The sequence below is a fragment of the Streptomyces pseudoechinosporeus genome (genome assembly GCF_054783935.1).
This window is the reverse complement of sequence record NZ_BAAGPS010000056.1, coordinates 20,910-41,965: the sequence shown is the minus strand read 5'-3', so window position 1 is coordinate 41,965 and position 21,056 is coordinate 20,910. Positions and strand designations below refer to the sequence as shown.

At 71.3% G+C, this 21,056-nt stretch carries 21 protein-coding genes and 1 pseudogene; 11 read left to right on the top strand and 11 right to left on the bottom strand.

All coding sequences use genetic code 11. The features are described from left to right. Window positions 1-4 precede the first annotated feature (4 nt). The 5 genes from ACYVO6_RS37050 to ACYVO6_RS37030 all read right to left on the bottom strand — a co-directional run bounded on the left by ACYVO6_RS37050 (window position 5) and on the right by ACYVO6_RS37030 (window position 4,796). Window positions 5-505 (bottom strand): MaoC family dehydratase, encoded by a 501-nt coding sequence (locus tag ACYVO6_RS37050; RefSeq protein ID WP_461069128.1) that lies wholly within the window; start codon window positions 503-505, stop codon window positions 5-7. 51 nt (window positions 506-556) lie between these two features. Next, entirely contained in the window at window positions 557-1,531 is a 975-nt protein-coding gene (locus ACYVO6_RS37045) for an SMP-30/gluconolactonase/LRE family protein (protein ID WP_461069126.1), read from the bottom strand. 90 nt (window positions 1,532-1,621) lie between these two features. Then, the gene (locus ACYVO6_RS37040) at window positions 1,622-2,497 is read right to left on the bottom strand and encodes an alpha/beta fold hydrolase (RefSeq protein WP_461069124.1); all 876 of its coding nucleotides are present in this window, start codon (window positions 2,495-2,497) and stop codon (window positions 1,622-1,624) included. 77 nt (window positions 2,498-2,574) lie between these two features. Further along, complete coding sequence (locus tag ACYVO6_RS37035; protein ID WP_461069122.1) at window positions 2,575-4,317, bottom strand: pyruvate dehydrogenase; 1,743 nt, start codon at window positions 4,315-4,317, stop codon at window positions 2,575-2,577. A 59-nt stretch (window positions 4,318-4,376) separates the two neighbouring features. Beyond that, the gene (locus tag ACYVO6_RS37030; RefSeq protein WP_461069177.1) at window positions 4,377-4,796 is read right to left on the bottom strand and encodes a universal stress protein; all 420 of its coding nucleotides are present in this window, start codon (window positions 4,794-4,796) and stop codon (window positions 4,377-4,379) included. 197 nt (window positions 4,797-4,993) lie between these two features. On the opposite strand from ACYVO6_RS37030, the gene ACYVO6_RS37025 reads away from it, so the two are divergent. The 6 genes and pseudogenes from ACYVO6_RS37025 (at window position 4,994) to ACYVO6_RS37000 (ending at window position 8,731) form a co-directional block, all read left to right on the top strand. Continuing rightward, a complete protein-coding gene (locus ACYVO6_RS37025; RefSeq protein WP_461069120.1) occupies window positions 4,994-5,386 on the top strand; it encodes an SsgA family sporulation/cell division regulator in 393 nt (130 codons plus the stop codon). A gap of 44 nt (window positions 5,387-5,430) precedes the next feature. Further along, window positions 5,431-6,564, top strand: coding sequence for an LLM class flavin-dependent oxidoreductase (locus ACYVO6_RS37020; protein WP_461069118.1), 1,134 nt, complete (start codon window positions 5,431-5,433; stop codon window positions 6,562-6,564). Next, on the top strand, window positions 6,561-7,220 hold the full coding sequence (locus ACYVO6_RS37015; protein ID WP_461069116.1) for an FMN reductase: 660 nt from the start codon (window positions 6,561-6,563) through the stop codon (window positions 7,218-7,220). Before ACYVO6_RS37020 ends, ACYVO6_RS37015 begins: the two co-directional genes overlap by 4 nt. Window positions 7,221-7,299: 79 nt before the next feature. Continuing rightward, window positions 7,300-7,524, top strand: a pseudogene (locus ACYVO6_RS37010) (WhiB family transcriptional regulator); the annotation flags it as partial. A 227-nt stretch (window positions 7,525-7,751) separates the two neighbouring features. Next, on the top strand, window positions 7,752-8,453 hold the full coding sequence (locus ACYVO6_RS37005) for an MFS transporter (RefSeq protein WP_461069114.1): 702 nt from the start codon (window positions 7,752-7,754) through the stop codon (window positions 8,451-8,453). Window positions 8,454-8,464: 11 nt separating this feature from the next. Continuing rightward, on the top strand, window positions 8,465-8,731 hold the full coding sequence (locus tag ACYVO6_RS37000; RefSeq protein WP_461069112.1) for a hypothetical protein: 267 nt from the start codon (window positions 8,465-8,467) through the stop codon (window positions 8,729-8,731). Between the two features lie 15 nt (window positions 8,732-8,746). Here ACYVO6_RS37000 and ACYVO6_RS36995 read toward each other — a convergent pair whose 3' ends face one another. The 5 genes from ACYVO6_RS36995 to ACYVO6_RS36975 form a co-directional block, all read right to left on the bottom strand. Then, window positions 8,747-10,366, bottom strand: a complete 1,620-nt coding sequence (locus ACYVO6_RS36995; protein ID WP_461069110.1) for an MFS transporter — start codon at window positions 10,364-10,366, stop codon at window positions 8,747-8,749. After that, on the bottom strand, window positions 10,363-11,100 hold the full coding sequence (locus tag ACYVO6_RS36990) for a YoaK family protein (RefSeq protein ID WP_461069108.1): 738 nt from the start codon (window positions 11,098-11,100) through the stop codon (window positions 10,363-10,365). Before ACYVO6_RS36990 ends, ACYVO6_RS36995 begins: the two co-directional genes overlap by 4 nt. Further along, window positions 11,081-11,617: a DoxX family protein gene (locus tag ACYVO6_RS36985; protein WP_461069106.1), complete on the bottom strand. Its 537-nt coding sequence runs from the start codon at window positions 11,615-11,617 to the stop codon at window positions 11,081-11,083. Before ACYVO6_RS36985 ends, ACYVO6_RS36990 begins: the two co-directional genes overlap by 20 nt. Before the next feature lie 48 nt (window positions 11,618-11,665). Further along, the gene (locus tag ACYVO6_RS36980) at window positions 11,666-12,328 is read right to left on the bottom strand and encodes a hydrolase (RefSeq protein ID WP_461069104.1); all 663 of its coding nucleotides are present in this window, start codon (window positions 12,326-12,328) and stop codon (window positions 11,666-11,668) included. A gap of 80 nt (window positions 12,329-12,408) precedes the next feature. Then, window positions 12,409-14,286 carry an amidohydrolase gene (locus tag ACYVO6_RS36975; RefSeq protein ID WP_461069175.1) on the bottom strand — a complete coding sequence of 626 codons (1,878 nt, stop codon included), beginning with the start codon at window positions 14,284-14,286 and terminating at the stop codon, window positions 12,409-12,411. Between the two features lie 225 nt (window positions 14,287-14,511). On the opposite strand from ACYVO6_RS36975, the gene ACYVO6_RS36970 reads away from it, so the two are divergent. The 4 genes from ACYVO6_RS36970 to ACYVO6_RS36955 all read left to right on the top strand — a co-directional run bounded on the left by ACYVO6_RS36970 (window position 14,512) and on the right by ACYVO6_RS36955 (window position 19,051). After that, the gene (locus ACYVO6_RS36970) at window positions 14,512-14,829 is read left to right on the top strand and encodes a hypothetical protein (protein ID WP_461069102.1); all 318 of its coding nucleotides are present in this window, start codon (window positions 14,512-14,514) and stop codon (window positions 14,827-14,829) included. Between the two features lie 5 nt (window positions 14,830-14,834). After that, window positions 14,835-14,975, top strand: coding sequence for a hypothetical protein (locus ACYVO6_RS36965; protein ID WP_461069100.1), 141 nt, complete (start codon window positions 14,835-14,837; stop codon window positions 14,973-14,975). A 506-nt stretch (window positions 14,976-15,481) separates the two neighbouring features. Continuing rightward, complete coding sequence (locus tag ACYVO6_RS36960) at window positions 15,482-18,301, top strand: helix-turn-helix transcriptional regulator (protein WP_461069098.1); 2,820 nt, start codon at window positions 15,482-15,484, stop codon at window positions 18,299-18,301. 90 nt (window positions 18,302-18,391) lie between these two features. After that, a complete protein-coding gene (locus tag ACYVO6_RS36955; protein ID WP_461069096.1) occupies window positions 18,392-19,051 on the top strand; it encodes a response regulator transcription factor in 660 nt (219 codons plus the stop codon). 45 nt (window positions 19,052-19,096) lie between these two features. Here the strand turns inward: ACYVO6_RS36955 and ACYVO6_RS36950 are convergent, their stop codons facing one another. Then, on the bottom strand, window positions 19,097-19,462 hold the full coding sequence (locus tag ACYVO6_RS36950) for a response regulator (protein ID WP_461069094.1): 366 nt from the start codon (window positions 19,460-19,462) through the stop codon (window positions 19,097-19,099). A 180-nt stretch (window positions 19,463-19,642) separates the two neighbouring features. Between ACYVO6_RS36950 and ACYVO6_RS36945 the strand changes: the two genes are divergently transcribed. Continuing rightward, window positions 19,643-21,055 carry a sensor histidine kinase gene (locus tag ACYVO6_RS36945; protein ID WP_461069092.1) on the top strand — a complete coding sequence of 471 codons (1,413 nt, stop codon included), beginning with the start codon at window positions 19,643-19,645 and terminating at the stop codon, window positions 21,053-21,055. The last annotated feature ends 1 nt before the right edge of the window (window position 21,056 follow it).

The following is a 21,056-nucleotide window of genomic DNA, read 5'->3' as shown; positions in this document are numbered from 1 at the left end:
GAGGTCACTGGCGCCGCAGCAAGTACTTGTGCTGACCGGACAGCACGAGTTCGCCGCGCTGGTTGTGGATGGTCGCGGCCGTGACCACGACGCCGTTGTCCCCCTGGGGTTCGAGGCCGGTGATGGTGAGCGCCGGGTACAGGGTGTCCCCGGAGTGCACTTCCGCCAGGAAGGTGCAGGACAGTTCGAGGAAACTGATGAACACCTCGCCGATGAAGTGCGGGAACAACGTGGCGCCGGGGGCGGTGAAGGCGAGCACCTGAAGGCCGTGGACGACCGGCGCGGGGTGGCCGTGCCTGCGCGCCCACTCGGCGTCGTAGTGCACCGGATGGTTGTCCGCGGAGACCGTCTGGAAGGCCGCCGCGTGGGCGTCCGTCAGGGTGCGGCTGGGCGCTCGGAAGACCTCGCCGACGCGCAGGTCCTCGAAGGTCCTGGCCGGCACGACCTGGAAGGCGTCGGGGTCGAACGCCGCCGGTGTCACCGCATCGGTGGGGGGCTGTGTCATCACGCTGTCCTCTCGTGGGGTGTGGTGTCGCTGCCGGCCGGGGCAGGCCGGTTACCTGCCCGGGGTGACGCGGGCGGCCAGGAGGTTGGGGTCGTCGTTGGTGAAGTAGGCGCCGCTGGCGATGTAGGCGGTGCCGCCCCGGACGGCGAGCGAGGTCGGGTTCTCCAGTCCGTCGGCGCCGGTGAGCACGACCTCGTGCTGGCCGTCGGGCTTGACCAGGGCGATCTCGTTGTCAGCGTTGATCGCGGCCAGGAGCGTGTCGCCGTGGCCGGTGAACGCGAAGTCGTCGATGTCGACCAGGCCGGTTGCCCGGGTCTCGACGGGGTCGGCCTTCTCCTGCCGGGTGACCGGGATACGGAGCACGGTTCCCTTGTCCAGGTTGGACACCCACACCCCGCCGTCGTGGACCTTGATGCCGTTGGCGCCGAGGAACCCGGTGGCGGCCAACTCGGGCGAGGTGGCCCACCGCGTGGGCGTGCCCCCGGTGACGGGCACCCGCCAGACGGTGCCGAGCACCGAGTCGGCGACGTACAGCCGGCGTTCGTGCCGATCGAGGGCGAGGCCGTTGGGCAGGCCGTCGGCCGGGAGTGCGGCGATGCGCTGCGGGGTGCCGCCGGGGCGCAGGCGCCACAGGCCGGTCAGATCGCTGCTGCCGGTGGCGTACAGGAAGTACAGGGTGCCGTCGTGGGTGCGGACGATGCCGCCGAGAAACGGGGACGAGAGGGCGGGGGTGGTGGAACCGGCCGGCGGTTCGGGCAGGGTGGCGAGCACGCGCACCGTGCCGTCGGGGCTGATGCGGGCGACTTGGCGGCTGTAGGCGAAGGTGACGACGGCGCTGCCGCCGGGTTCCAGGGTGATGTTCTCGGGCCGCTGCCCGCCGGCGAGGTCCAGGTGTGCCACGAAGCGCACGTCCGGTCCGGGGGCGGCGGACGCGGTGGCCGTGGCGCTGGCAGCGGTCACGGCGAGGGCGGCCGCCACGGCGGAGGCCAGCAGGCCGATGCGCGTCCTGGTCAGGAGTCTGGTCATGTGCGTGGTGTCTTCTTTCTTTTGGGGCGTACGGGGAAGGAACCGGGCGGTTCGAGGAGGGGAAGCAGCCGACGGTTGCCTGCCGTCGGGTCAGCCGTTCCAGTCGGCGAGGAAGTCCACGAGTTCGCGGTTGACGACGTCCGGTCGCTCCTCCTGGCACAGGTGGCCGCACCGGGGGATGGGAACTCCGCGGACGTCGCGGGCCATGGCCTTCCACACGTCGAGGACGTCGTAGGCCTTTCCGACGGCGCTGAAGTCCTCGCCCCACAGGGTCAGTACGGGGCAGTTGATGAGCCGGTCGGCGTCTTCCTCGTCCTGGGCGACGTCCTGGGGCGCAGCGCGGTAGTCCATGCAGGACCCCCGCACGGCACGGGGCTGCTGGTAGGCGCGTACGTAGACCGCGATCTCCTCGGGGGAGAGCATTTCCGGGTCGTAGGACCAACTGCGGTAGAAGTGGGTGAGCCAGGTCTCCTCACGGCCGGCGATCAACGCCTCGGGAAGGTCGGGCACGCCGAGGAAGGTGAAGAACCAGTAGCCCTGCCGGGCGAGGCGTACGTCGTAGGTCTCGGCGATGATCCGGGTGGGGATGTTGTCCATGGCCACGAACCGGTGGATGCGGTCCGGGTGATCCTTGGCGAACCGGGTGCCGACGCGGGCTCCGCGGTCATGGCCGACCAGGGCGATCCGCCCGTGCCCGAGATGGTCCATCAGCGCGACGACGTCGCCCGCCATGGTCCGCTTGTCATAGCCGGAGGCGGGCTTGTCCGTGTCGCCGTAGCCGCGCAGATCCGGTGCGATCACGGTGAACCGCTCCGCCAGCACGGGTATCTGCTTGCGCCAGCCGTACCAGGTCTCGGGGAAACCGTGCAGCAGGTAGACCGGCGGCCCCTGACCCGCGCTCACCCAGTGCTGCTTGATCCCGTTGAGTACGGCGGTGTGGTGCGTGATGCCTGTCAGGTCTGACATGAGGGCGCCTGTTCGGTGTGCGGGGAGTTGACGCAGGGGCTGCAGCCGGGAAGGGAACGGCACCAGGCCGTCGGCGTTCAGGGGCGCGGAAGGTTCCGGATGTTCGTCCGGGCCAGGTGGACCATGCGTCCGACGCCTCCCGTGAGGACTGCGCGGCTCGCGGACAGCGCGAAGCCGGTGACCTGCTCGGTGGTGATCCTGGGCGGGATCGCGAGGGCGTCGGGGTCGGTGACCACGTCGACCAGTGCCGGCCCGTCATGGGCGAAGGCGGCACGCAGGGCCCCGCGCACGTCCGCGGGCTTCTCTACGCAGATACCCCGTGCGCCGGCCGCGGTCGCGATGGCCGCGAAGTCGGTGTGCGGGTAACCGGTGCCGTGCGGTGGCAGTCCGTCGACCATCATCTCCAGGTCGACCATGCCCAGCGAGGAGTTGTTGAAGACGACGACCTTCACGGGCAGGCCGTGGTGGACCAGAGTCAGGAAATCCCCCATCAGCATCGAGAAGCCACCGTCGCCCGAGAGCGACACGACCTGCCGCGAGCGGTCGAGGAACTGCGCGCCGATGGCCTGCGGCAGCGCGTTGGCCATGGAACCGTGGACGAAGGAGCCGAGGATGCGGCGCCGGCCGTTCGGCGTCAGATAGCGGGCCGCCCACACGCAGCACATACCGGTGTCCACGGTGAACACCGCGTCGTCGGCGGCCTCCTCGTCGAGTACGGACGCCACGTACTCGGGATGGATGGGGGTGTGCCGGTCGACGTCGCGGGTGTAGGCGCCAACGGCGCCCTCCAGAGCGTGGACGTGCCGGTGCAGCATGCGGTCGAGGAACCGGCGGGACGGCTTCTCCCGCACGGCAGGGGTCAGGCACCGAAGCGTCTCGCGGACATCTCCCCACACGGCGAAGTCCAACTGCGTGCGCCGTCCCAGCCGTTCGGGCTGCACATCGACCTGTACGGTCCGCACGTGGCGGGGCAGGAAGTCCGTGTACGGGAAGTCCGTACCGAGGAGCAGGAGCAGATCGCACTCGTGCATCGCCTCGTAGGCCGCGCCGTAGCCCAGCAGGCCGGACATGCCCACATCGAACGGGTTGTCGTACTGGATGTGCTCCTTGCCGCGCAACGCGTGCCCCACGGGAGCCTTGACCTTCTCGGCGAACGCCATCACCTCCGCGTGGGCGCCTTCGACACCCCGGCCGCAGAACACGGTCACCTTTTCGGCGGCGTTCACCAGTTCGGTCAGCCGGGCCAGTTCCTCCTCGGCCGGCCGGATGGCGGGCCGGTCCAGCGGCATGGTGAGTTCCGCCCCGCCGGCCGGGGAGTTCTCGGCGGCCACGTTCCCGGGCAGTGCCACCACGGAGACACCGCGCCGGCCGACCGCGTGCTGGATCGCCGTCTGCACCACCCGTGGCATCTGCCGGGGCGAGGAGATCAGCTCCGAGTAGTGACTGCACTCCTCGAACAGCCGGTCCGGATGGGTCTCCTGGAAGTACCCGGTGCCGATCTCGCCACTCGGGATCTGTGCCGCCAGGGCCAGGACAGGGGCCATCGAGCGGTGCGCGTCGAACAGGCCGTTGATCAGATGCAGGTTGCCCGGCCCGCACGATCCCGCGCAAGCGGCGAGCTTCCCGGTCAACTGGGCCTCGGCGCCGGCGGCGAAGGCCGCGACCTCCTCGTGCCGGACCTGGACCCACTCCAGGGAGTCATGCCGTCTGATCGCGTCGACGACGGGGTTCAGACTGTCGCCCACCACCCCGTACATGCGGCGGACGCCGGCGCGTGCCAGGAGGCCGACATACTGCTCGGCCACGGACTGTCCGGCCATGGTGCTCCTCAGGTGGTCGCTCAGGGGTGTGCGGCCAGGCTAGGGAGACGCCGAGGGGGTCAGTTGCTTCTCCGTGCACCGTGCGGAGCCCGGCAGCGCACCGGTCGTGGCCCGGAGCGGCGGGTGCGGCCCCCGGGGTTGATGAGGGCTTCGAGGGCTCCGCGGTGGTGGGGGCTGAGGATCAGGAGGTCGGCCTGCCATTCCTCGGCGGCGGAGGAGATGGTGGTCGCTATCTGGGTCGTCAGGGCGTTGGCGATGGCGCTCTCCGCGTCGACGCCCGCGCCACGCAGCGAGATGACGGCTTCGTCGAGGACGGCCTTGGCCTCCGCGGGGTCCTCCAGGGAGGCCGCGGCCGCGAGCGTCGCCGTGGACGGGGCGACGTGCAGCACGCTGACCTTGGCTCCGGTCAGCCGGGCCATGTCACCGGCCAGGCGTGCGGCGGTGTGGCGGGCAGGGCTGGGATCGATGGCGACGAGAATGCGCTGGAAGGAAGTTCGACAGTCACCGTGACGGGTGGCGGGTGCAAGCCAGGCAGAAGTGCTTCCGTGGGCAAAACTCTGTGCGTTCCTCGGCAAGCCGCCCGGCGGGCGGATCTTAGGGTCAGGGACAGGAATTACGCCTCTGTACTCTTTCGAGGGCCACCATGGAACAGCGTCTCAGCACAGTCACGTGCGCAATGACGGCACACATCAGTGCCCTGAAAGGGCCGCAGTTGCCGTTGCCGGCGGAATTGCGTTACGGGATCGACGACCCCTATGCCGTCCGGCTTTCCCTCGGATCGTCCACCGGGCCGCCCGTCACCTGGGTCTTCGCCCGTGACCTCCTGGCTGAGGGGGCTCGGCGCCCTGCCGGCCTCAGCGATGTGCTCGTGATTCCGAGGTACTGCCATCACCCGCACGCCCTGCGCGTCGTTCTCAGCAATTCCGCCGGCACGGCCCTGGTCGAGCTGGCGGCCGCGGAGGTGGCCGCATTCCTTCAGCAGACTTTCGCGCTGGTGCCTGACGGGGCCGAAAGCGCACATCTGGATCTCGACGGCGCTCTTTCCGCGCTCATGGGAAGAAGCCGTTGACACGGAACGACCATCCGCTCCACGCACTTCGAAAGGAATTCCCCGTGCCCCTGAAGGACATAGCGCCGAGGACACAGTTCGGGATCTTCACGGTCGGCGATGTGACGCCGGACTCCACCACGGGGCGTACGCCGACCGAGCGCGAGCGGATCAAGGCCATGGTCGCCATCGCGTTGAAGGCGGAGGAGGTCGGCCTGGACGTCTTCGCCACGGGTGAGCATCACAACCCGCCGTTCGTGCCGTCGTCCCCGACGACGATGCTCGGCTACATCGCCGCGCGGACCGAGAAACTGATCCTGTCCACCTCGACCACGCTGATCACCACGAACGACCCGGTGAAGATCGCCGAGGACTTCGCGATGCTCCAGCACCTGGCCGACGGGCGCGTCGACCTGATGATGGGCCGCGGCAACACCGGACCGGTCTACCCCTGGTTCGGCCAGGACATCCGCGAGGGCATCAACCTCGCCATCGAGAACTACAACTTGGTGCACCGGCTGTGGCGCGAGGACGTCGTGAACTGGGAGGGCAAGTTCCGCACCCCGCTCCAGGGCTTCACCTCGACGCCCCGGCCGCTGGACGGCGTCGCGCCGTTCGTCTGGCACGGCTCGATCCGCTCCCCGGAGATTGCCGAGCAGGCCGCGTTCTACGGCGACGGCTTCTTCCACAACAACATCTTCTGGCCGGCCGACCACACCAAGCAGATGGTCGAGCTGTACCGGGCCCGCTACGCCCACTACGGGCACGGCACGCCGGAGCAGGCGATCGTCGGCCTCGGCGGGCAGGTGTTCATGCGGAAGAACTCGCAGGACGCGGTGCGCGAGTTCCGGCCGTACTTCGACAACGCGCCGGTCTACGGGCACGGGCCGTCCCTGGAGGACTTCACCGACCAGACCCCGCTGACCGTCGGCTCCCCGCAGCAGGTCATCGACAAGACGCTGTCCTTCCGCGAGTACGCCGGTGACTACCAGCGCCAGCTGTTCCTGATGGACCACGCCGGACTCCCGTTGAAGACTGTTCTGGAGCAGCTCGACATGCTCGGCGAGGAGGTCGTGCCGGTGCTGCGCGAGGAGTTCGCCAAGGGCCGCCCGGCCGACGTGCCGGACGCGCCGACCCACCGGTCGCTGCTGGCCCAGAAGGAGACCGAGAGCGCCAAGGAAGAGGTGGCCGCGGCATGAAGCTCGTCATTGTCTCCGCGGGACTCAGCGTCCCGTCCTCCACCCGGCTGCTCGGCGACCGGATCGCCGCCATCGCCGCTCCGGCGGCCACGGCTCCCGAGCCCGAGCCGGCCCATGTCCAGGTGATCGAGCTGCGCGACCTCGCCGTGAGGATCGCGCACACCTTCACCAATGGCTTCCCCGAGGAGGGCCTGGCCGACGCGTTCGACACGGTGGCGGCGGCCGACGGCCTGATCGTCGTCACGCCGGTGTTCTCCGCCTCGTACAGCGGACTGTTCAAGTCGTTCTTCGACGCGCTGAGCGTCACCGACGAGGACGCCCTGGCGGGCAAGCCGGTGCTGATCGCCGCCACCGGCGGCACCGCCCGGCACTCCCTCGTCCTGGACCACGGGCTGCGCCCGCTCTTCTCCTACCTGAAGGCCGTCGTCGTCCCCACCGGGGTCTTCGCCGCCTCCGAGGACTGGGGCGCCGAAGGACTCGACCGGCGTATCGAGCGCGCGGCGGGGGAGCTGGCGGGGCTCATGGCAGGGCTGTCCACCGGACGTCCGCTGCCCCCGCGTGACTCCTTCGACCACGTCACCCCGTTCGAGGAACGGCTCGCCGCGCTGAGCCCGGTCCGCAGGCGTACCGAGGCACATCCGGCCACAGGACTGTGACGCCTTCGGGTCAGGGAAGGAGAGGTCGTTGAAAACTCGGACGCAGCCGCTTCTGCGGGTATGAGAATGGCAAACCGACGCCGCATGCCGAGGCATGGACAGCTCGGTCTTCTTCTCACCTGCCGGCGAACGGGGCCGAGCGCGCCGACAGCGCGAGGAGGCGGCGCGGGAAATCTGCCGTAGCTGCCCCGTGAGCGGCCCTTGCGGTCGCTTCGCTCTGGCGTCCCAGCAGTACTACGGCATCTGGGGCGGCTGCACCGAGAGCGAGCGTCGTTCCGCTGTCCGCGAGGCGAACGAGCATTAGCCGAAGGCGAGGGCATCGTCGTCCGCTCGCAGGTCGTCATCTCTCTTTCGCGATGCCTGATATCCCAAACCATCGCCGCGGGTGTGGGGAAGCACTTCGCGAGCGCGGAGGTTCTTCCTGCGTGACGGAAAGAAGGTGCCCATGTCCGCACCTGTAGTTCCGGTACCTCGTCCTCCGCCACGACGCCGAAGTCCTCGCACGGCACACCGGGCGGGCTGGTCGTCCTCTTGGCCGTCGCCTCCGGCCTGACGGTCGCCAACCTGTACTACGCCCAGCCGCTGCTGTCTTCCCTGAGCAGCGTCTTCCACGTCAGCACGGCGACTGCCGGAACGTTGATCACCCTCACACAGGTCGGCTACGTCCTCGGCAGGCTGATTCCGACGAACTTCCCCATGCTGCTGGCCGCCTCGCTGATCAGCGGAGCCGCCTCGGTCGTCGCGCAGATCCTGGTGCCCTTCGCCGCGTACCTGGCCCCCGACCATGCCAGGGGCCGCATCGTCGGCCGGGTCATGAGCGGCCTCTTCCCCGGGATTCTGCTCTCCCGCGCGCTGAGCAGCCTGGTTTACGACGTCGTCGGTCGGCGTGCTGTCTTCCTCGGCTCCGCCGCTCTGACCGCCGTCCTCATCGTGGTCCTGCCAGTGAGCCTGCCCCCGGCACGCGCCGACCACGTTCCTTCCGTACCACCAGGTGTTGCGTTCCACGGCCCGACTGGCACGCACCCACCCCGCCCTGATGCGCCGCGGCCTCTACCGGGCCGCGATGTTCGCCGCGTTCAGAGCCTTCCGGACCACAGTCTTCTTCGTACTGAGCGGCCCGCACTTCCACTACTCACAGGTCGGGGTCGGCATCTTCGCCTCGTCGGCGCGGCCGGAGCCGCCGTCGCGCCGCTCGCCGGGCGCTGTGCCGACGGGGGTCTGGTACGCCCCTGACCGGTGCCTTCGTGATCACGGCACTCGCCTTCGCGGTCGCGGGGCTGGGCTCGAACGGCATCGTCCTCATCGCCCTGGCCGCGATCCTCATCAACATGGCCGTACAGACGACCCTGATGCTTGGGCAGCACACCATTCACCAGTCCTACCCCGCCGCCGGCTCCCAACTCGGGTCCGTCCTCCACCACGTCGGCGGCTGCACCGGCCCCACCGTCCTGGGCGCCGCTATGCCCCTGGCCGCCCTCCTCTACTGGGCTTCCGAACGCCGGTCGCGCTGACGGAAAGGCGGGGGCTCAGTCAGCGTCCCGCTCCCCGGCGGCGACCACGGGGCCGGTTGCCGCGTCGAAAGCATGCGTCACCTCCGGTGCGGTGCCCGCCACGAGCAGTGCGCGGGCCTGTTCCTCGAAGCGGCGGTCGTTGGCCGTGAGCCGGCTGTGGTGCTGGGCCAGGTGCTCCGACCAGGAGGCGACGAGGTAGTTCTCGATGAACCGGCCGGGATCACCGCCGTCCTGGAACAGCCCCCAGGTCAGGGCTCCGGTGCGCAGTCGGGAACGGGCCACGTGCCGCATGCGGTCGGTGAAGGCGGCCCGGTCCCGCGGGGCGACCCGGTAGGTGACGGAGACGAGCACAGGACCGTCGGCCGGCCCGGGTTCGAACACCAGTGGCGGTACGGGCCAGTGGTCGGAGGGGCTCGGGTCGGTCCCCTCAGCGCTGTGCAGCGGCCAGCGGCGCACACTCAGGGCGCCGCCCACCAACAGCCCGGCGCCGATCAGCAGCGAGGCGGTCAGGCCCAGCCCGTCGGCCAGCGCACCCCACACCGGTGCGGTCAGCGCCTGACCGCCCTGGAACACCACGAGGTAGATGGCGAGTCCCCGGCCCCTGACCCAGCCGGGCAACCGCTGCTGGACAGCGGCGTTGAGGGTGGACAGCACGCCGATCCAGGCCAGACCCGCGGGCAGCAGCGCGGCCGCCGCGAGCCAGGGAAGCCGGACCGTGGCCAGCACCGCCAGCGTCGCGGCGAAGACCGCTGCCCCTGCCGCGAGCGTGCCGTTGGCCCCCAGCCTGCGGCGGATCACGGGCAGGGCGAAGGCACCGCCCACCGCGCCGACGCCGACGACGCCGAGCAACAGCCCGTACCCGCCCGAGCCGAGTCCCAGGGACCGGCTCGCGACGAGGGGGAGCAGCGACCACAAGGCGGCTCCGCCCGGGATGAACAGGGCCGTGCGCAGCAGGACCCGGCGGACGCCGGGAGCGTGCCAGACGTAACGGCGGCCGGCCTGCACGGCTGCCAGGAGTCCTTCGCCCTGGGTGATGGGCTGGGGCGTCACCGGCCGTCGCCACAGCAGCAGGACCGCCGCGATGCCCAGGTACGACAGGGCGTTGAAGGCGAAGACCCACCCCGCGCCCGCCGCGGCGACCACCGCGCCGCCGAGGGCCGGGCCCACGGCGCGGGCCAGGTTCATGTTCACGGCCCCCAGCGCCGCCGCCTGCCCCAGTTGCTCGCGCCCGACCAGTTCCGGCTGGATCGCTTGCCAGGCCGGGCCCATCAGCGCGGTGCCGCAGCCCAGCAGAAAGGTGAGGCCGAGCAGGAGGCCCGGGGCGAGCGTGCCCCGGAACGCGAGCACCGTCAGCACAGTGGAGACGGCGAGCATGGTGAACTGGGCGGCCAGCAGCACCTTGCGGCGGTCGTAGCGGTCGGCCAGTACACCGGAGGGGAGGGCTAGCAGGACGACCGGGAGGCTGGAGGCCGTCTGCACGAGCGTCACCAGGGCGGCGCTGTGCCCGACGAGGAGCCACTGGGCGCCGACCGTCTGCATCCAGGTGCCGGTGTTGGACACCAGTTGCGCGATCCACAGCGCCCGGAAAACACGCGCTGCGAGGGGCGCCCAGGCCGAGTTGTCCGCGAGCTTCATGCCGAGGGCCTGGTCCAGGCGGGGCCGGCGGCCGACAGGCGATGGGCGGTCACCGACGTAGCGACGAGGAACGACAGTGCCAGGCCCAGGACGAAGAGGAGTTCGGCGTGCCGCAGGAGCAGGGCACCCGCGAGCGCCCCGAGGAACATGGCGAGGACGGAGAGGACGCGCCGCCCGGGGCGGGGGGTCGTCCCGCCGGCCGGTGAGGAGTCCGCAGCCAGTCCTGTCAGGGTGAGCGTCAGGACGGTCGTGGTCAGGTCCGGCACTCCCAGGCGGCGCGCGACGGCGTTCTGCAGGCCCATGGCGATGCCGAGGAGCACGATGAGGGTGTACCGGACCGGGCCGGTCACGTCGCCGTGCGCGACCGCGGCTGCGATCACGGCCCCGGCGACGAGTACGGCCTGGACGGTCGTCGCCGCGGTCAGCAGCCGGCCGCGGTGTGCCGCGAACCGGGTGCCGAACCGCCCTCCCGCCAGCGCTCCGAGGAGGAACGACCCCATCGAGACGAGGGACGCGGGTACGGACAGACCTGGCGCGCCTGCCAGGGCGAAGCCCAGGAACACCACATTGCCGGTCATGTTGGCGACGAAGACCCGGCCGAGCGCAAGGTAGCTCACGGCGTCGATGAGACCGGTCACCACCGTCAACACCAGCATCAGCGGCGGCAGGGGTCCGTGCTGGTCGTCCTTCGGCGGGACGAGTGTGCGGGCGGCGTCACTCAGCAGCTTGCCCATGCCGTGCCCTCCTCTGTGTCGTGTCATCGGTGGCGGGCGCGTGCCGCAGCAGCGAACGGGTGATCAGTCCGCTGCCCGGACCGATGACGATTGCCGCGAGACACACCCACAGCGGCCAGGAGGCCAGACCGAGGAGGTCGTCGAGCGACCACCGGCCCGGGCCGGTGAGGGAAAGGGCGGCGGCGACGGTGACGAGGACCAGCGGGTATTCGTAGCCGTCGTTCTGCACCCACAGCCCCTTGTGCCACTTGACGGTTCCGGCCACCGTCATCACCCCCATGGCGGCCATCGCCGCCAGGGGTGTGAGGAGGCCGGCCGCCAGGAACAGGCCGGCACCGATCTGGCTGCCGCCCGCGGCGAGGGCGGTGAGCCTCCCGCCGCGGAAGCCGTCACGGCGGAACTCCTCGGTCCCCCCGGCCAGCCCGTTGCCCCCGAGCCGGAAACTGACTTTCTGCGCTCCGTGCCCGGCGATGAGGAGTCCCACCACCAGCCGGAGAACCAACAGTCCGCTGTCCATCGCGTTCGCTGCCTGTTCCTGAGGTCCGTCGTCAACCTGAAGAGCGGGTCAGCCGGCGGCGTGCTCGCCGATGACGGCCTGCGCGTAGACGACCCCGAGACCGTAGGTGCCGCCGTTCTCCTTCACGACGTCCATGACCGGGAGGTAGGTGTCCGTCCGCGCCCAGTCCCGCTGGAGTTCGAGGAGCACCTGCACCCAGGTCACCGGTACCACACCGGCCTGGACCATCCGCTGGACGGCGTGCTCGTGGGCCTGCGGGCTGACGCCGCCGGACGCGTCGGTGACGACGTAGACCTCATAGCCCTGGGCGAGCGCCGACAGCGCGGGCAGGACGACGCAGACCTCGGTCCACAGACCGGCGACGACGAGCTTCTTGCGGCCGGTCGCCTTGACCGCCTCGACGAAGGCGACGTCCTCCCAGGCGTTCATCGTGGTGCGGTCGATGATCTTCTGGTCGGGGAAGACCTCCGCGAGCTGCGGCATGAGCGGGCCGGAGAAGGATTCGGCGGCCACGGTGCTCAACACGACGGGGACGTCGAAGACCTTGGCGGCCTTCGCCAGGCCGACGGTTGCGTTGATGATGGCGGTGCGGTCGCCGCTGCCCGTGCCGAAGAACATCTGGGGCTGGTGGTCCACGAACAGCACCGCGCAGTTGTCGGGGGTGAGCAGGTCGGGGCTGGCAGCAGCGGTGACCTCGGCGATGTCGATCATGGGTATGCCTTTCGGTGAAGGGTGGTGACGGTCACGGACGGTCGTCCGCGACCGGGGGGAAGGGGTCTGGAGGCCCTGGCTCAGAAGAAGCAGGGGTCGAGGACCGGGCTGTCGGTCTCGGCGGCGAGGCCGCGATGGGCCCGCCACTGGCGGTGCAGTTCCGACTCGGCGACGGCCTCACCCAGCAGCTCCGCCTGCCGGGCGCCCCGGCGGCCCGGACCGGGCGTGGCCTGATAGCCGCCGTAGTGCGCTACCGGGCTCCACTCGGGGGTCACCGCGGGCAGCAGTTCGTCGACGCCCTCGTACTCGCCGGCGGCGTAGACGATGCGGCCGCCGACGACCGTCAGCAGCGCCTCGATGTGCAGGATCTCCGGATCGGGAACGGCGAAGTAGTCCTGCGACAGAACCGTGAGGTCACCGAGGAATCCCGGACGCAGCACGCCCTTGCGGTCCTGCTCACCGGTGAGCGCAGCACCGGCCGTGGTGAACATCTCGAGCGCCGTCTCCCGGTCGACGCGGTTGTGCGGCGGGTGGAGGGTGAGGTCGCCGACCGTGCGGCCGGTGACCAGCCAGTGCAGCGCGATCCACGGGTTGTACGAGGAGACGCGGGTGGCGTCGGTGCCGGCGCCGACGGTCAGGCCCCGGCCCAGCATCGCGCGGATCGGCGGGGCGTCCGCGGCGGCTCCGATACCGTAGCGGCGCACGAACGCCTCGCCCTGGAAGGACAGCCGGTTCTGCACCGACATGGCGCCGCCGAGGGCGGCGATGCGGTCGAGGCTGTCGGCCGACACGGTCTCCGCGTGGTCGAACAGCCAGCGGTTCCCGCCCGGGAAGAGGCCCTCCGCGGCGAGCTTCTCGAAGACGGCCAGGTCACGGCGGATGGTCTCGTCGTAGGTGGCGTGCAGGCGGAAGCCCCAGCCGTTCTCCATGAGGAGACGCACGGCCTTCTCGAACTCCACCTCGTAGTCGGGGGCGTGCTCCGGGCGCGGCTCGGCGAAGTTCTCGAAGTCCGCCGCCGCCCAGGTGAGGTTCTCCCCGGCGCCGTTGAGGCGCAGCCATTCGTCGCCGTCCTCGGGCCGGACCATGCCGATCCAGCGGGTGAGGTCGTCGATCTCCTGACCCGCGGTCTGCGGGAAGAGGTGGTAGGCGATGCGCAGGGACAGCTCGCCCTCCCTGGCCAGCTCCGTGACCGTCTCGTAGTTGTCGGGGAAGTTCTGGAAACCGCCCGCCGCGTCGATCGCCGAGGTGAGCCCGAACCGGTTCAGCTCTCGCAGGAAGTGGCGGGTGGACGTCTTGCGGTGCTCCTCGTCCAGCACCGGCGCCTTGGCCAGCGTCGAGTAGAGAATCAGGGCGCTGGGGGCGGCCAGCAGCATGCCCGTGGGCTCGCCGTCGCGGCCTCGCATGATCTGCCCGCCGCGCGGGTCGGGGGTGTGCTTGTCGTAGCCCACCGCCTTGAGTGCGGCGCGGTTGAGGATCGCGGCCTGGTACAGGTGGAGGACGAAGACCGGGGTGTCGGGCGCGGCGGCGTTCAGCTCTGCGACGGTGGGCAGCCGCCGTTCGGCGAACTGCTCGGCCGACCAGCCGCCGACCACGCGCACCCACTGGCCCCTTGGCGTGCGGGCCGCCTGCTCGCGCAGCATGGCCAGGCCCTGACGCAGGGAGCGCACCCCGTCCCAGCGCAGTTCCAGCACATAGTTCAGACCGCCGCGGATCACGTGCAGGTGGGCGTCGTTGAGCCCGGGGATCATCCGCCGGCCCAGCGCGTCGACCACGCGCGTGGCGGGCCCGACCTGGCCGGCCACGTCCTTGTCGTCGCCGACGGCGGTGATGACGCCGTCGCGGATGGCGATCGCCTCGGCCTGCGGCAGGCGGGGATCACCGGTATGGATCTTGGCGTTGCGGACGACGAGGTCCGCCGCGTCGTCGGTGGCGCGGGGAATCAGCCCGCCGACCGGCATCGTGGACACCTTTCGACAACCTCCTGCGGGGTGTACAGCGTGGGATTTCCGTCGGGCCGCGTCCGAGTCGTGCCGGGATTCCGGCGAGGTGCACGAGGGACCGTGCCGCGGCTGCTTCGCCGATCACGCTAGGCCGCGCCGCCCCGGTCGGGTTTCCGGCCAGCGCACTGAAACTTGCCCGGCAGCGCACTGCGCGTCCGGCCGTGCACCGTGAGGCAAGAGCCGGTGCGCAGGTGTGCAACGACCGTTGCCGGCACCGTCCCGGACCGGCGGATCTCCGCGTCAGGTGAGGGCCGCCTCGCCGGAAACACCGGCACGCACAGGAGACTTGAGAAACCCGCCGTACTCCTGCCGCTGCCTGACGAGGCACTCAACGCGTCAGTGCGCGACGGCACGATGGACCGCGCCGTCGTGGCACTCGACCGGCAGCAGCAACGCGGACTGACCACATGCTTGTCCCGCGAGGACATGGTGCTCGTGGCGTCGTCCGACCGGGTTCTCCCCGCACGACGCCGGACGGCGAAGTCGACCTCGCCGCGTTGACGGTGGTGGACTTCTCACCGGGCTGGGCCATCCGCTATACGGTCGACCGGACCTTCTGCGCCGTCGACGTCGAACGCACCACGACGTTCGAGGTGAACGACATCGTCGCGGCGGCCGAACCGGTGCGCCACGAGCTCGGCTTCTGAATCATGCCCCGGTCGATCGCGGCCCGGTTCCCCCATCTGCGCCGGCACCCCTTCCAACTCGGCACGCACCGAGCTGGTAGGTCATGGTGGTACGGCCCCCGGCGAGGCGCCCCCTCCCGCACTCGCCTCGCTGCTGAAACACATCACCTGATTCTCTCGGAGCCCCAGGCCGCAGGCTCCCGTGTACGTCGCCTACCGTGGCCCACCGATCCGTGTCCCCGGTCCCTCGCGCGCTCCCGCGCCATAGGGTTGTCCCTACATCGCCCCTGAGGTGTGCCCCCCCACCACGTCTCAGGCGTCCTCGACAGCCACCGGGGCCGCGGGGACCACATGATGTGTCAGGACCTGAGAACACCTCATGCGCTGGGGCTGAAGACACCTCGTGCGCCGGCCCCGTGACGAGGCGCGCACCTGGCTGGCCGCTCCCGGCACGGCTCTCCCCGCGGCCGGCACCGCGCGGGGCGGCCCTCGTCCCACCGCGCGGAACACGGACACTGGAGGCTGCCTTGACCCGGGCCACTGACACCCCGCCGACGACGACCGGCGCCGTCCGCCCCGTCCCCTCGCCGGTTCTGCGAGGTCACGGGGCGGAACGAAGGCAGGTACTCCAGGCGGTGCGCCGCCTCGTCCACCGTCACGAGGGCGGAATGCTCTGGGTCGAGGGCCCACCGGACGCCGGCAAGTCCGACCTCCTGGCCTTCGCCGTCCAGGAGACGTCCCTCGCCGGGGCTCGGGTTCTGACCGGCAGCGGGATCACCGACGGGGACACCGCGAGCGGCATGGCGCCCCTGGCCTGGCTGCTGGACGCCCTCGCACTCGCGCCCGGCAACCCGGCCGGCGAGCCCGGCACGGCGTACCCGTCGCTGCGGCGGACCGAGGACGGCCTGCGGGAACTCACTCGCGACCGGCCGCTCGCCGTCGTCCTCGACGACGCCCACCGCTGCGACGGCCCCACCCTGCGTGCGGTGCACACGCTCACCGCGCGGCTCACCGGGCTGCCGCTGCTGTGGGTGTTCGCCGCGCGGTCCCACCCCGACGTGCCGGGCGTGGAGTCGCTGCGCCGCGACCTGCTCACCGGGCACGCGACCCGCCTGGAACTCGGCGCCCTGGACCCGGAATCCGTACGGCTGCTGATCCGCGACCTGCTCGGGCCGCGGGCCGGGGAGGCGGAACCGTACCTGCACCTGCTCGGCGGCCTGCCGGGCGCCGTACGGCATCTGTGCGCGCTGCTCGCCCGGGAGACCGGCCCGGCCGACCCGACCAGGACCGGCGGGCACCCGGTGGCCGGTCCCGTCATCACCCGTCGGCTCGACCAGTTGACCCGCCAGGCGGAGGAGCTGGTGCTGACCGCCTCCGTGACGGGCGACAGCCTCGGGGTCAGGCATCTGTCCCGCATGCTCGGCCGCCGTGAGTCCGCCCTGCTCAGGCCCCTGCGAGAGGTCCTGGTGACGGGGCTGCTCCACGTCGAGCGGGAACGTCTGGCGTTCCCGCACCCCTCGGTGCGCGACGCCGTGGCCGCCACCCTGCCCCGGCCCGTGCGAGTGTCGGTGCGCCGGCGCTCCATCGACCTGCGGCTGGCGGAGGGGACGTCCCCGGCGGCCGTCGCGGCCGAGCTGGGCGAGATCGCCGAAGCCGGGGACGAGCCCGCGCTGCGCGTCCTGGAAGCCGCCGCCCAAGAGCTGGCTGCGGTGTCGCCGGCCTCGGCCGCGGCACATCTGCGCCGTGCGCTGGAACTGACCGGGCGGGCGGAACCCCGCCGGATGCGGCTGGCGGCGCGACTGGTCCCGCTGCTGTGGGAGACCGGCGAGGCCGACGAGGCCCACGCCCTGGCCCGCGAGGTCGTGCAGGCGCCGCCGGACCCGGTCACGCACGCCCGGATGTGCCTGGAACTGACCCGCACGGGCGGCCGGTTCCCGGGGGCCCGGGCCGAGGCACATCTGCGCCGGGCCCTGTCCAGCCGCGACGTCCCGCGGTCGGTGAAGGACCAGCTCGTGTCGACGACCCAGCTGTACCGTCTGCTGGCGGGTGCGGCCGAGGAAGCGGGCTGCACCGCACCGAGCCCTCGGCGAGCGCACCCCTTGAGCGAACTGACGTACTGCACGCTGCGGTCGATGAGCCTTGGCCACCGGCAGCGCTGGACCGAGGCGCTCAAGGCCGGCGCGTCCTTACCGGCGAGGGCCACCGAGCTGGACACGGCGTACGGACCCGTCGTGCCGGAAGTGATCCTGTCGATGGCCTGGAGGGCCGCCGTGCTCGGGGTGACCGGCGACAGCCGGGCTGCCGCGGACCTGGTGGACGAGGGGCTGGCCGAGGCGGAACAGCGGGGCCGGCACGCGTTCCTGCCGCTGTGGCGCACGGCGCGGGCCCGGCTGGCGCTGGACGGCGGTCGGCTCCCGGAGGCGGTACGAGAGCTGACGGCTGTCGGGACCGGACCCCGTCGGCCGGGAGTGTCCCCGGCGAGCGAGGCCGCCCTGCTGTGCACCCGGGCACGCGTCGCCTTCCACACCGGGGACGACACGGAGCTTCAGTCGTGCGCGACCCTGGCCGACGAGTACCTCGCGGGCGACGATCCGCGGCTGCGCGAGGCCGGGGCGTGGATCGTGCTTCTCACCTCTGCCTGCCGGAGTGAGGCCGTGCCCCGCCCTCAGCAGCGTCTGGCCACCGCCCACCTGTGGCGCGGCTTCCTCCACACCACCTGCGTCGACGCCGGTGACGTGGTGCTGCTGATCAGGGTCGCGCTCGGCTCGGATCGGCGCGAGGCCGCCGTCGCGGCGGTGGAGTTCTCCGAGGAACGGGCCCAGGCCAACCCCGGCCTCCCGCTCTTCGCTGCCGCCGCCGCCCACGCGCGGGGCCTGCTGGAGGGGAACGCGGACCTGCTCACGCAGGCGTCGGATCAGTACGCGGACGCCCGCCCCCTGCTGCGGGCCCGGGCCCTGGAGGACGCCGGCGAGGTCGCGGCCTCGGCCGGCCTCCCCGATGCCCTGCCCCGCTTCGAGGAGGCACGCGACCTGTACGCCGCGTGCGGGGCCGAGCGCGACGGACAACGGGTGCGCGGCAGTCTCCGCAAGCTCGGCGTCCGGGACCTCGCCCCGGCGGGCGCCGCCCCGGACGCCGGATGGCGCGGGCTGACCCGGTCGGAACTCGGCGTGGTGCGCCTGGTCGCCCTGGGTGCCACCAACCGTGAGGCGGCCCAGCGGTTGTTCCTCTCGCCGCACACCGTGGACACCCATCTGCGGCACGCCTTCGAGAAGGTGGGGGTCCGCTCCCGCGTCCAACTGGCCCGCCTGTACGCCCAGGAGGTCGACCCCACCGGGGTCTCGGCCTGAAGCCCGGCCGGCCCGCTCACCTGCGCCAGCGCCCGTGCGACCAGCGCATTTCCGCCAGATGCGCGAGACCCGCCGGGCTAGGATGCCGACATGCGCCAACCACTGCGGGCGGTCCTCGGGGAGGATCAGCCGATCGTGCGAGAAGGCATCGCGACCATATTCCGCAGGGCCGGCATCGACGTGGTCGCGGCCGTCGACAACGCGGTTGACCTCGTGCAGGCCGCCAAGACGCACCGGCCCGAGGTGGTGGTCACCGACATCCGGATGCCGCCGGGTTTCGAGGCGGACGGGCTGCGCGCCGCCCAGGAGATCCGCGCCGCGCAGCCGGAGACCGCGGTCATCGTCCTCTCCCAGTTCCTGGACGCTTCCTACGCGCTCGATCTGGTCGGAGACGATCCGAGCGGGGTGGGCTACCTCCTCAAGGAGAAGGTGGCGAGCCCGCAGGTCCTCGTCGACGCCGTCGAACGGGTCGTGGCCCGCGGGTCGGCCCTCGATCCGGACGTGATCTCGGCGCTACTGGGCCGCAAGCGTCCCACCGACCCCCTGGCCGCGCTGACGCCGAAGGAACGGGAGGTCCTGGCGCTGATGGCCGAGGGCCACTCCAACACGGGGATCGCCGAGCGGCTGTTCGTGAGCGTCGCCGCCGTGGAACGGCACGTGACCGGCATCTTCATGAAGCTGGGACTCAGCCAGTCGGCCTCCGGCCAGCACCGGCGGGTCATGGCCGTACTGCGCTACCTCGGACAATAGCGGCAGGCCAGGCCCGCCCCGCGGTCCGCGGTCCGCGGTCCGCGGTCAGGCACCGGCGGGGGCGAAAAGGCCCTTCAGGTCGGCGTCGAACAACCGGTCCTTGGCGACGAAGGACTCGATTCCCGCCCTCTCCAGCTCCTCCGCGGACCAGAACGACTGGTCGGTGGAGGTCAGCACGACCCGCGGCGGGTGTTCCTCCCCGCTCAGCAGACGGGCCACGGCCAGACCGTCCAGGCCGGGCAGGTGCAGGTCCAGCAGCATTCCGTCGGGGCGGTGCGCACGCACCGCGGCCAGCGCCGACGTGCCGTCCCCGCACTCCGCGACCACACGCAGGCCCCGCGCTGTCAGCAGCGTCGTGGCGATGCGGCGGAATCCGGGGTCGTCGTCGACGACCACGATGTCGATGCACATGGTCCCAGCATGCCCAACGGCCTGATCGACGGACCATAGGGGGAGCCCTACGTTCCGCACCTCGCTCCGGGCCGGGAATCCCCGCACCGACGGCGCCCCCCGCCGCCTTCTCTTCGTGTTCATACACTGCACCGTCAGAATGTGTCGGTCCTGACGGTCCTCTTCATCGCAAGGCGGAGCATGAGCGCACGACGGCAGTACAGAGGCCGGCGGCTGGGGCTGACGAGCCTCACGGTCGCGGCGAGCGGCCTGCTCGCCTTGCTGATAGGTGTCGCGTTCGCCGTCCTGCTGTGGGCGATCGCCGACGCGAACAGCGCCACGTCGGCGAGACGCGCCTCCCGGTCGGCGCTCGTCGAAGCAGGCACCATGGAGCAGTTGCTCGTCGACTTAGAAACAGGCCAGCGCGGCTTCGTGATCACCAGACAGCAGACGTTCCTCCAGCCGTGGGAGGCGGCCTGCAAGGAGTTCCCGGCGGAGGCCCGGCGGTTCACCGAGTCGGCCACCACGTCAGGACAGCGACGCGCGGCCGACCAGATCACGCGGGGCATCGGCTCCTTCATCGAGGACTACTCGGTTCCCTTGATCGAGGCGGTCCGGCGGAACGACCCCGCCGCGTCCGGTCTGGCGGTGGCGACCGAAGGCAAACAGCTCGTCGACACCTTGCGGACGCAGATCGACCGGTACACGAAGAACGAACGCAAACAGCTCGCGGAACGCGAGGACGCGGCGTGGGCCAACGGACGGCGGGCGGTGCTCGCCGCGGCCGTGGGACTTACGGCGTCGACCGCGCTCGTGGCCGTGTTCACCGTGCTCCAGCACCGGGCGGTGGTCCGGCCGGTGCGCGGAGCGGCAGCCGCGGCGGAGCGGTTCGCGGGAGGTGACCTGAGCGTGCGGATCTCCCCCAGCAAGGTGGCGGAGATCGGGGCGCTGGGCACCTCCTTCAACACGATGGCGGCCTCCCTGCAGGACAGCCGCAGACGCATCATGGAGAGCGTGCAGGCGGTGCACCAGCGCACGGCCCGGGACCTGCACGACGGGGCGCAGCAGCGGCTGGTCAGCCTCATGATCGGGCTCAGGCTCGCACGGGAACTGCTTCCGGAGACCGAAGCGGACGCGATCGACCTATTGGACCAGTCGATCGACAACGCGCAGACCGCCATCAACGAGCTGAGGGAACTCGCCTCGGGGATCTACCCGCTCGTGCTGACGGTGAAGGGGCTGGTGCCGGCTGTGAAGGACCTTGCGTCCCGCTGTCCCGTACCCGCCGTCGTCGAGAGCGAGGGGGAGCGGAGGATCTCCTCGGCCGTCGAGGCGAACGCGTACTTCGTGGTGGCCGAGGCGGTGACGAACGCGGTCAAGCACGCAGAGGCGTCCCGGATTGACATCTGCCTGGAGTTCGCGGACATGCTGCGGATCAGGGTCGCGGACGACGGTGTCGGAGGCGTGGACGAGACTCCCGCCGGCAGCGGGATGACCGGGCTGGCCGACCGTGTGGCCGCCTTCGACGGCACGCTGGCCATCGAGTCCCCGCCGGGCGGTGGCACCGCCGTCCTGGTGCAGATCCCGGTACCCGCCCCGGCCGACGGGCACTGAC

Bases quoted from the DNA above. Each gene is read 5' to 3' on its own strand.
- ACYVO6_RS37050 (WP_461069128.1), bottom strand. From the start codon at position 505: ATGACACAGCCCCCCACCGATGCGGTGACACCGGCGGCGTTCGACCCC.
- ACYVO6_RS37045 (WP_461069126.1), bottom strand. From the start codon at position 1,531: ATGACCAGACTCCTGACCAGGACGCGCATCGGCCTGCTGGCCTCCGCC.
- ACYVO6_RS37040 (WP_461069124.1), bottom strand. From the start codon at position 2,497: ATGTCAGACCTGACAGGCATCACGCACCACACCGCCGTACTCAACGGG.
- ACYVO6_RS37035 (WP_461069122.1), bottom strand. From the start codon at position 4,317: ATGGCCGGACAGTCCGTGGCCGAGCAGTATGTCGGCCTCCTGGCACGC.
- ACYVO6_RS37025 (WP_461069120.1), top strand. From the start codon at position 4,994: ATGACGGCACACATCAGTGCCCTGAAAGGGCCGCAGTTGCCGTTGCCG.
- ACYVO6_RS37015 (WP_461069116.1), top strand. From the start codon at position 6,561: ATGAAGCTCGTCATTGTCTCCGCGGGACTCAGCGTCCCGTCCTCCACC.
- ACYVO6_RS36995 (WP_461069110.1), bottom strand. From the start codon at position 10,366: ATGAAGCTCGCGGACAACTCGGCCTGGGCGCCCCTCGCAGCGCGTGTT.
- ACYVO6_RS36990 (WP_461069108.1), bottom strand. From the start codon at position 11,100: ATGGGCAAGCTGCTGAGTGACGCCGCCCGCACACTCGTCCCGCCGAAG.
- ACYVO6_RS36985 (WP_461069106.1), bottom strand. From the start codon at position 11,617: ATGGACAGCGGACTGTTGGTTCTCCGGCTGGTGGTGGGACTCCTCATC.
- ACYVO6_RS36980 (WP_461069104.1), bottom strand. From the start codon at position 12,328: ATGATCGACATCGCCGAGGTCACCGCTGCTGCCAGCCCCGACCTGCTC.
- ACYVO6_RS36975 (WP_461069175.1), bottom strand. From the start codon at position 14,286: ATGCCGGTCGGCGGGCTGATTCCCCGCGCCACCGACGACGCGGCGGAC.
- ACYVO6_RS36955 (WP_461069096.1), top strand. From the start codon at position 18,392: ATGCGCCAACCACTGCGGGCGGTCCTCGGGGAGGATCAGCCGATCGTG.
- ACYVO6_RS36950 (WP_461069094.1), bottom strand. From the start codon at position 19,462: ATGTGCATCGACATCGTGGTCGTCGACGACGACCCCGGATTCCGCCGC.
- ACYVO6_RS36945 (WP_461069092.1), top strand. From the start codon at position 19,643: ATGAGCGCACGACGGCAGTACAGAGGCCGGCGGCTGGGGCTGACGAGC.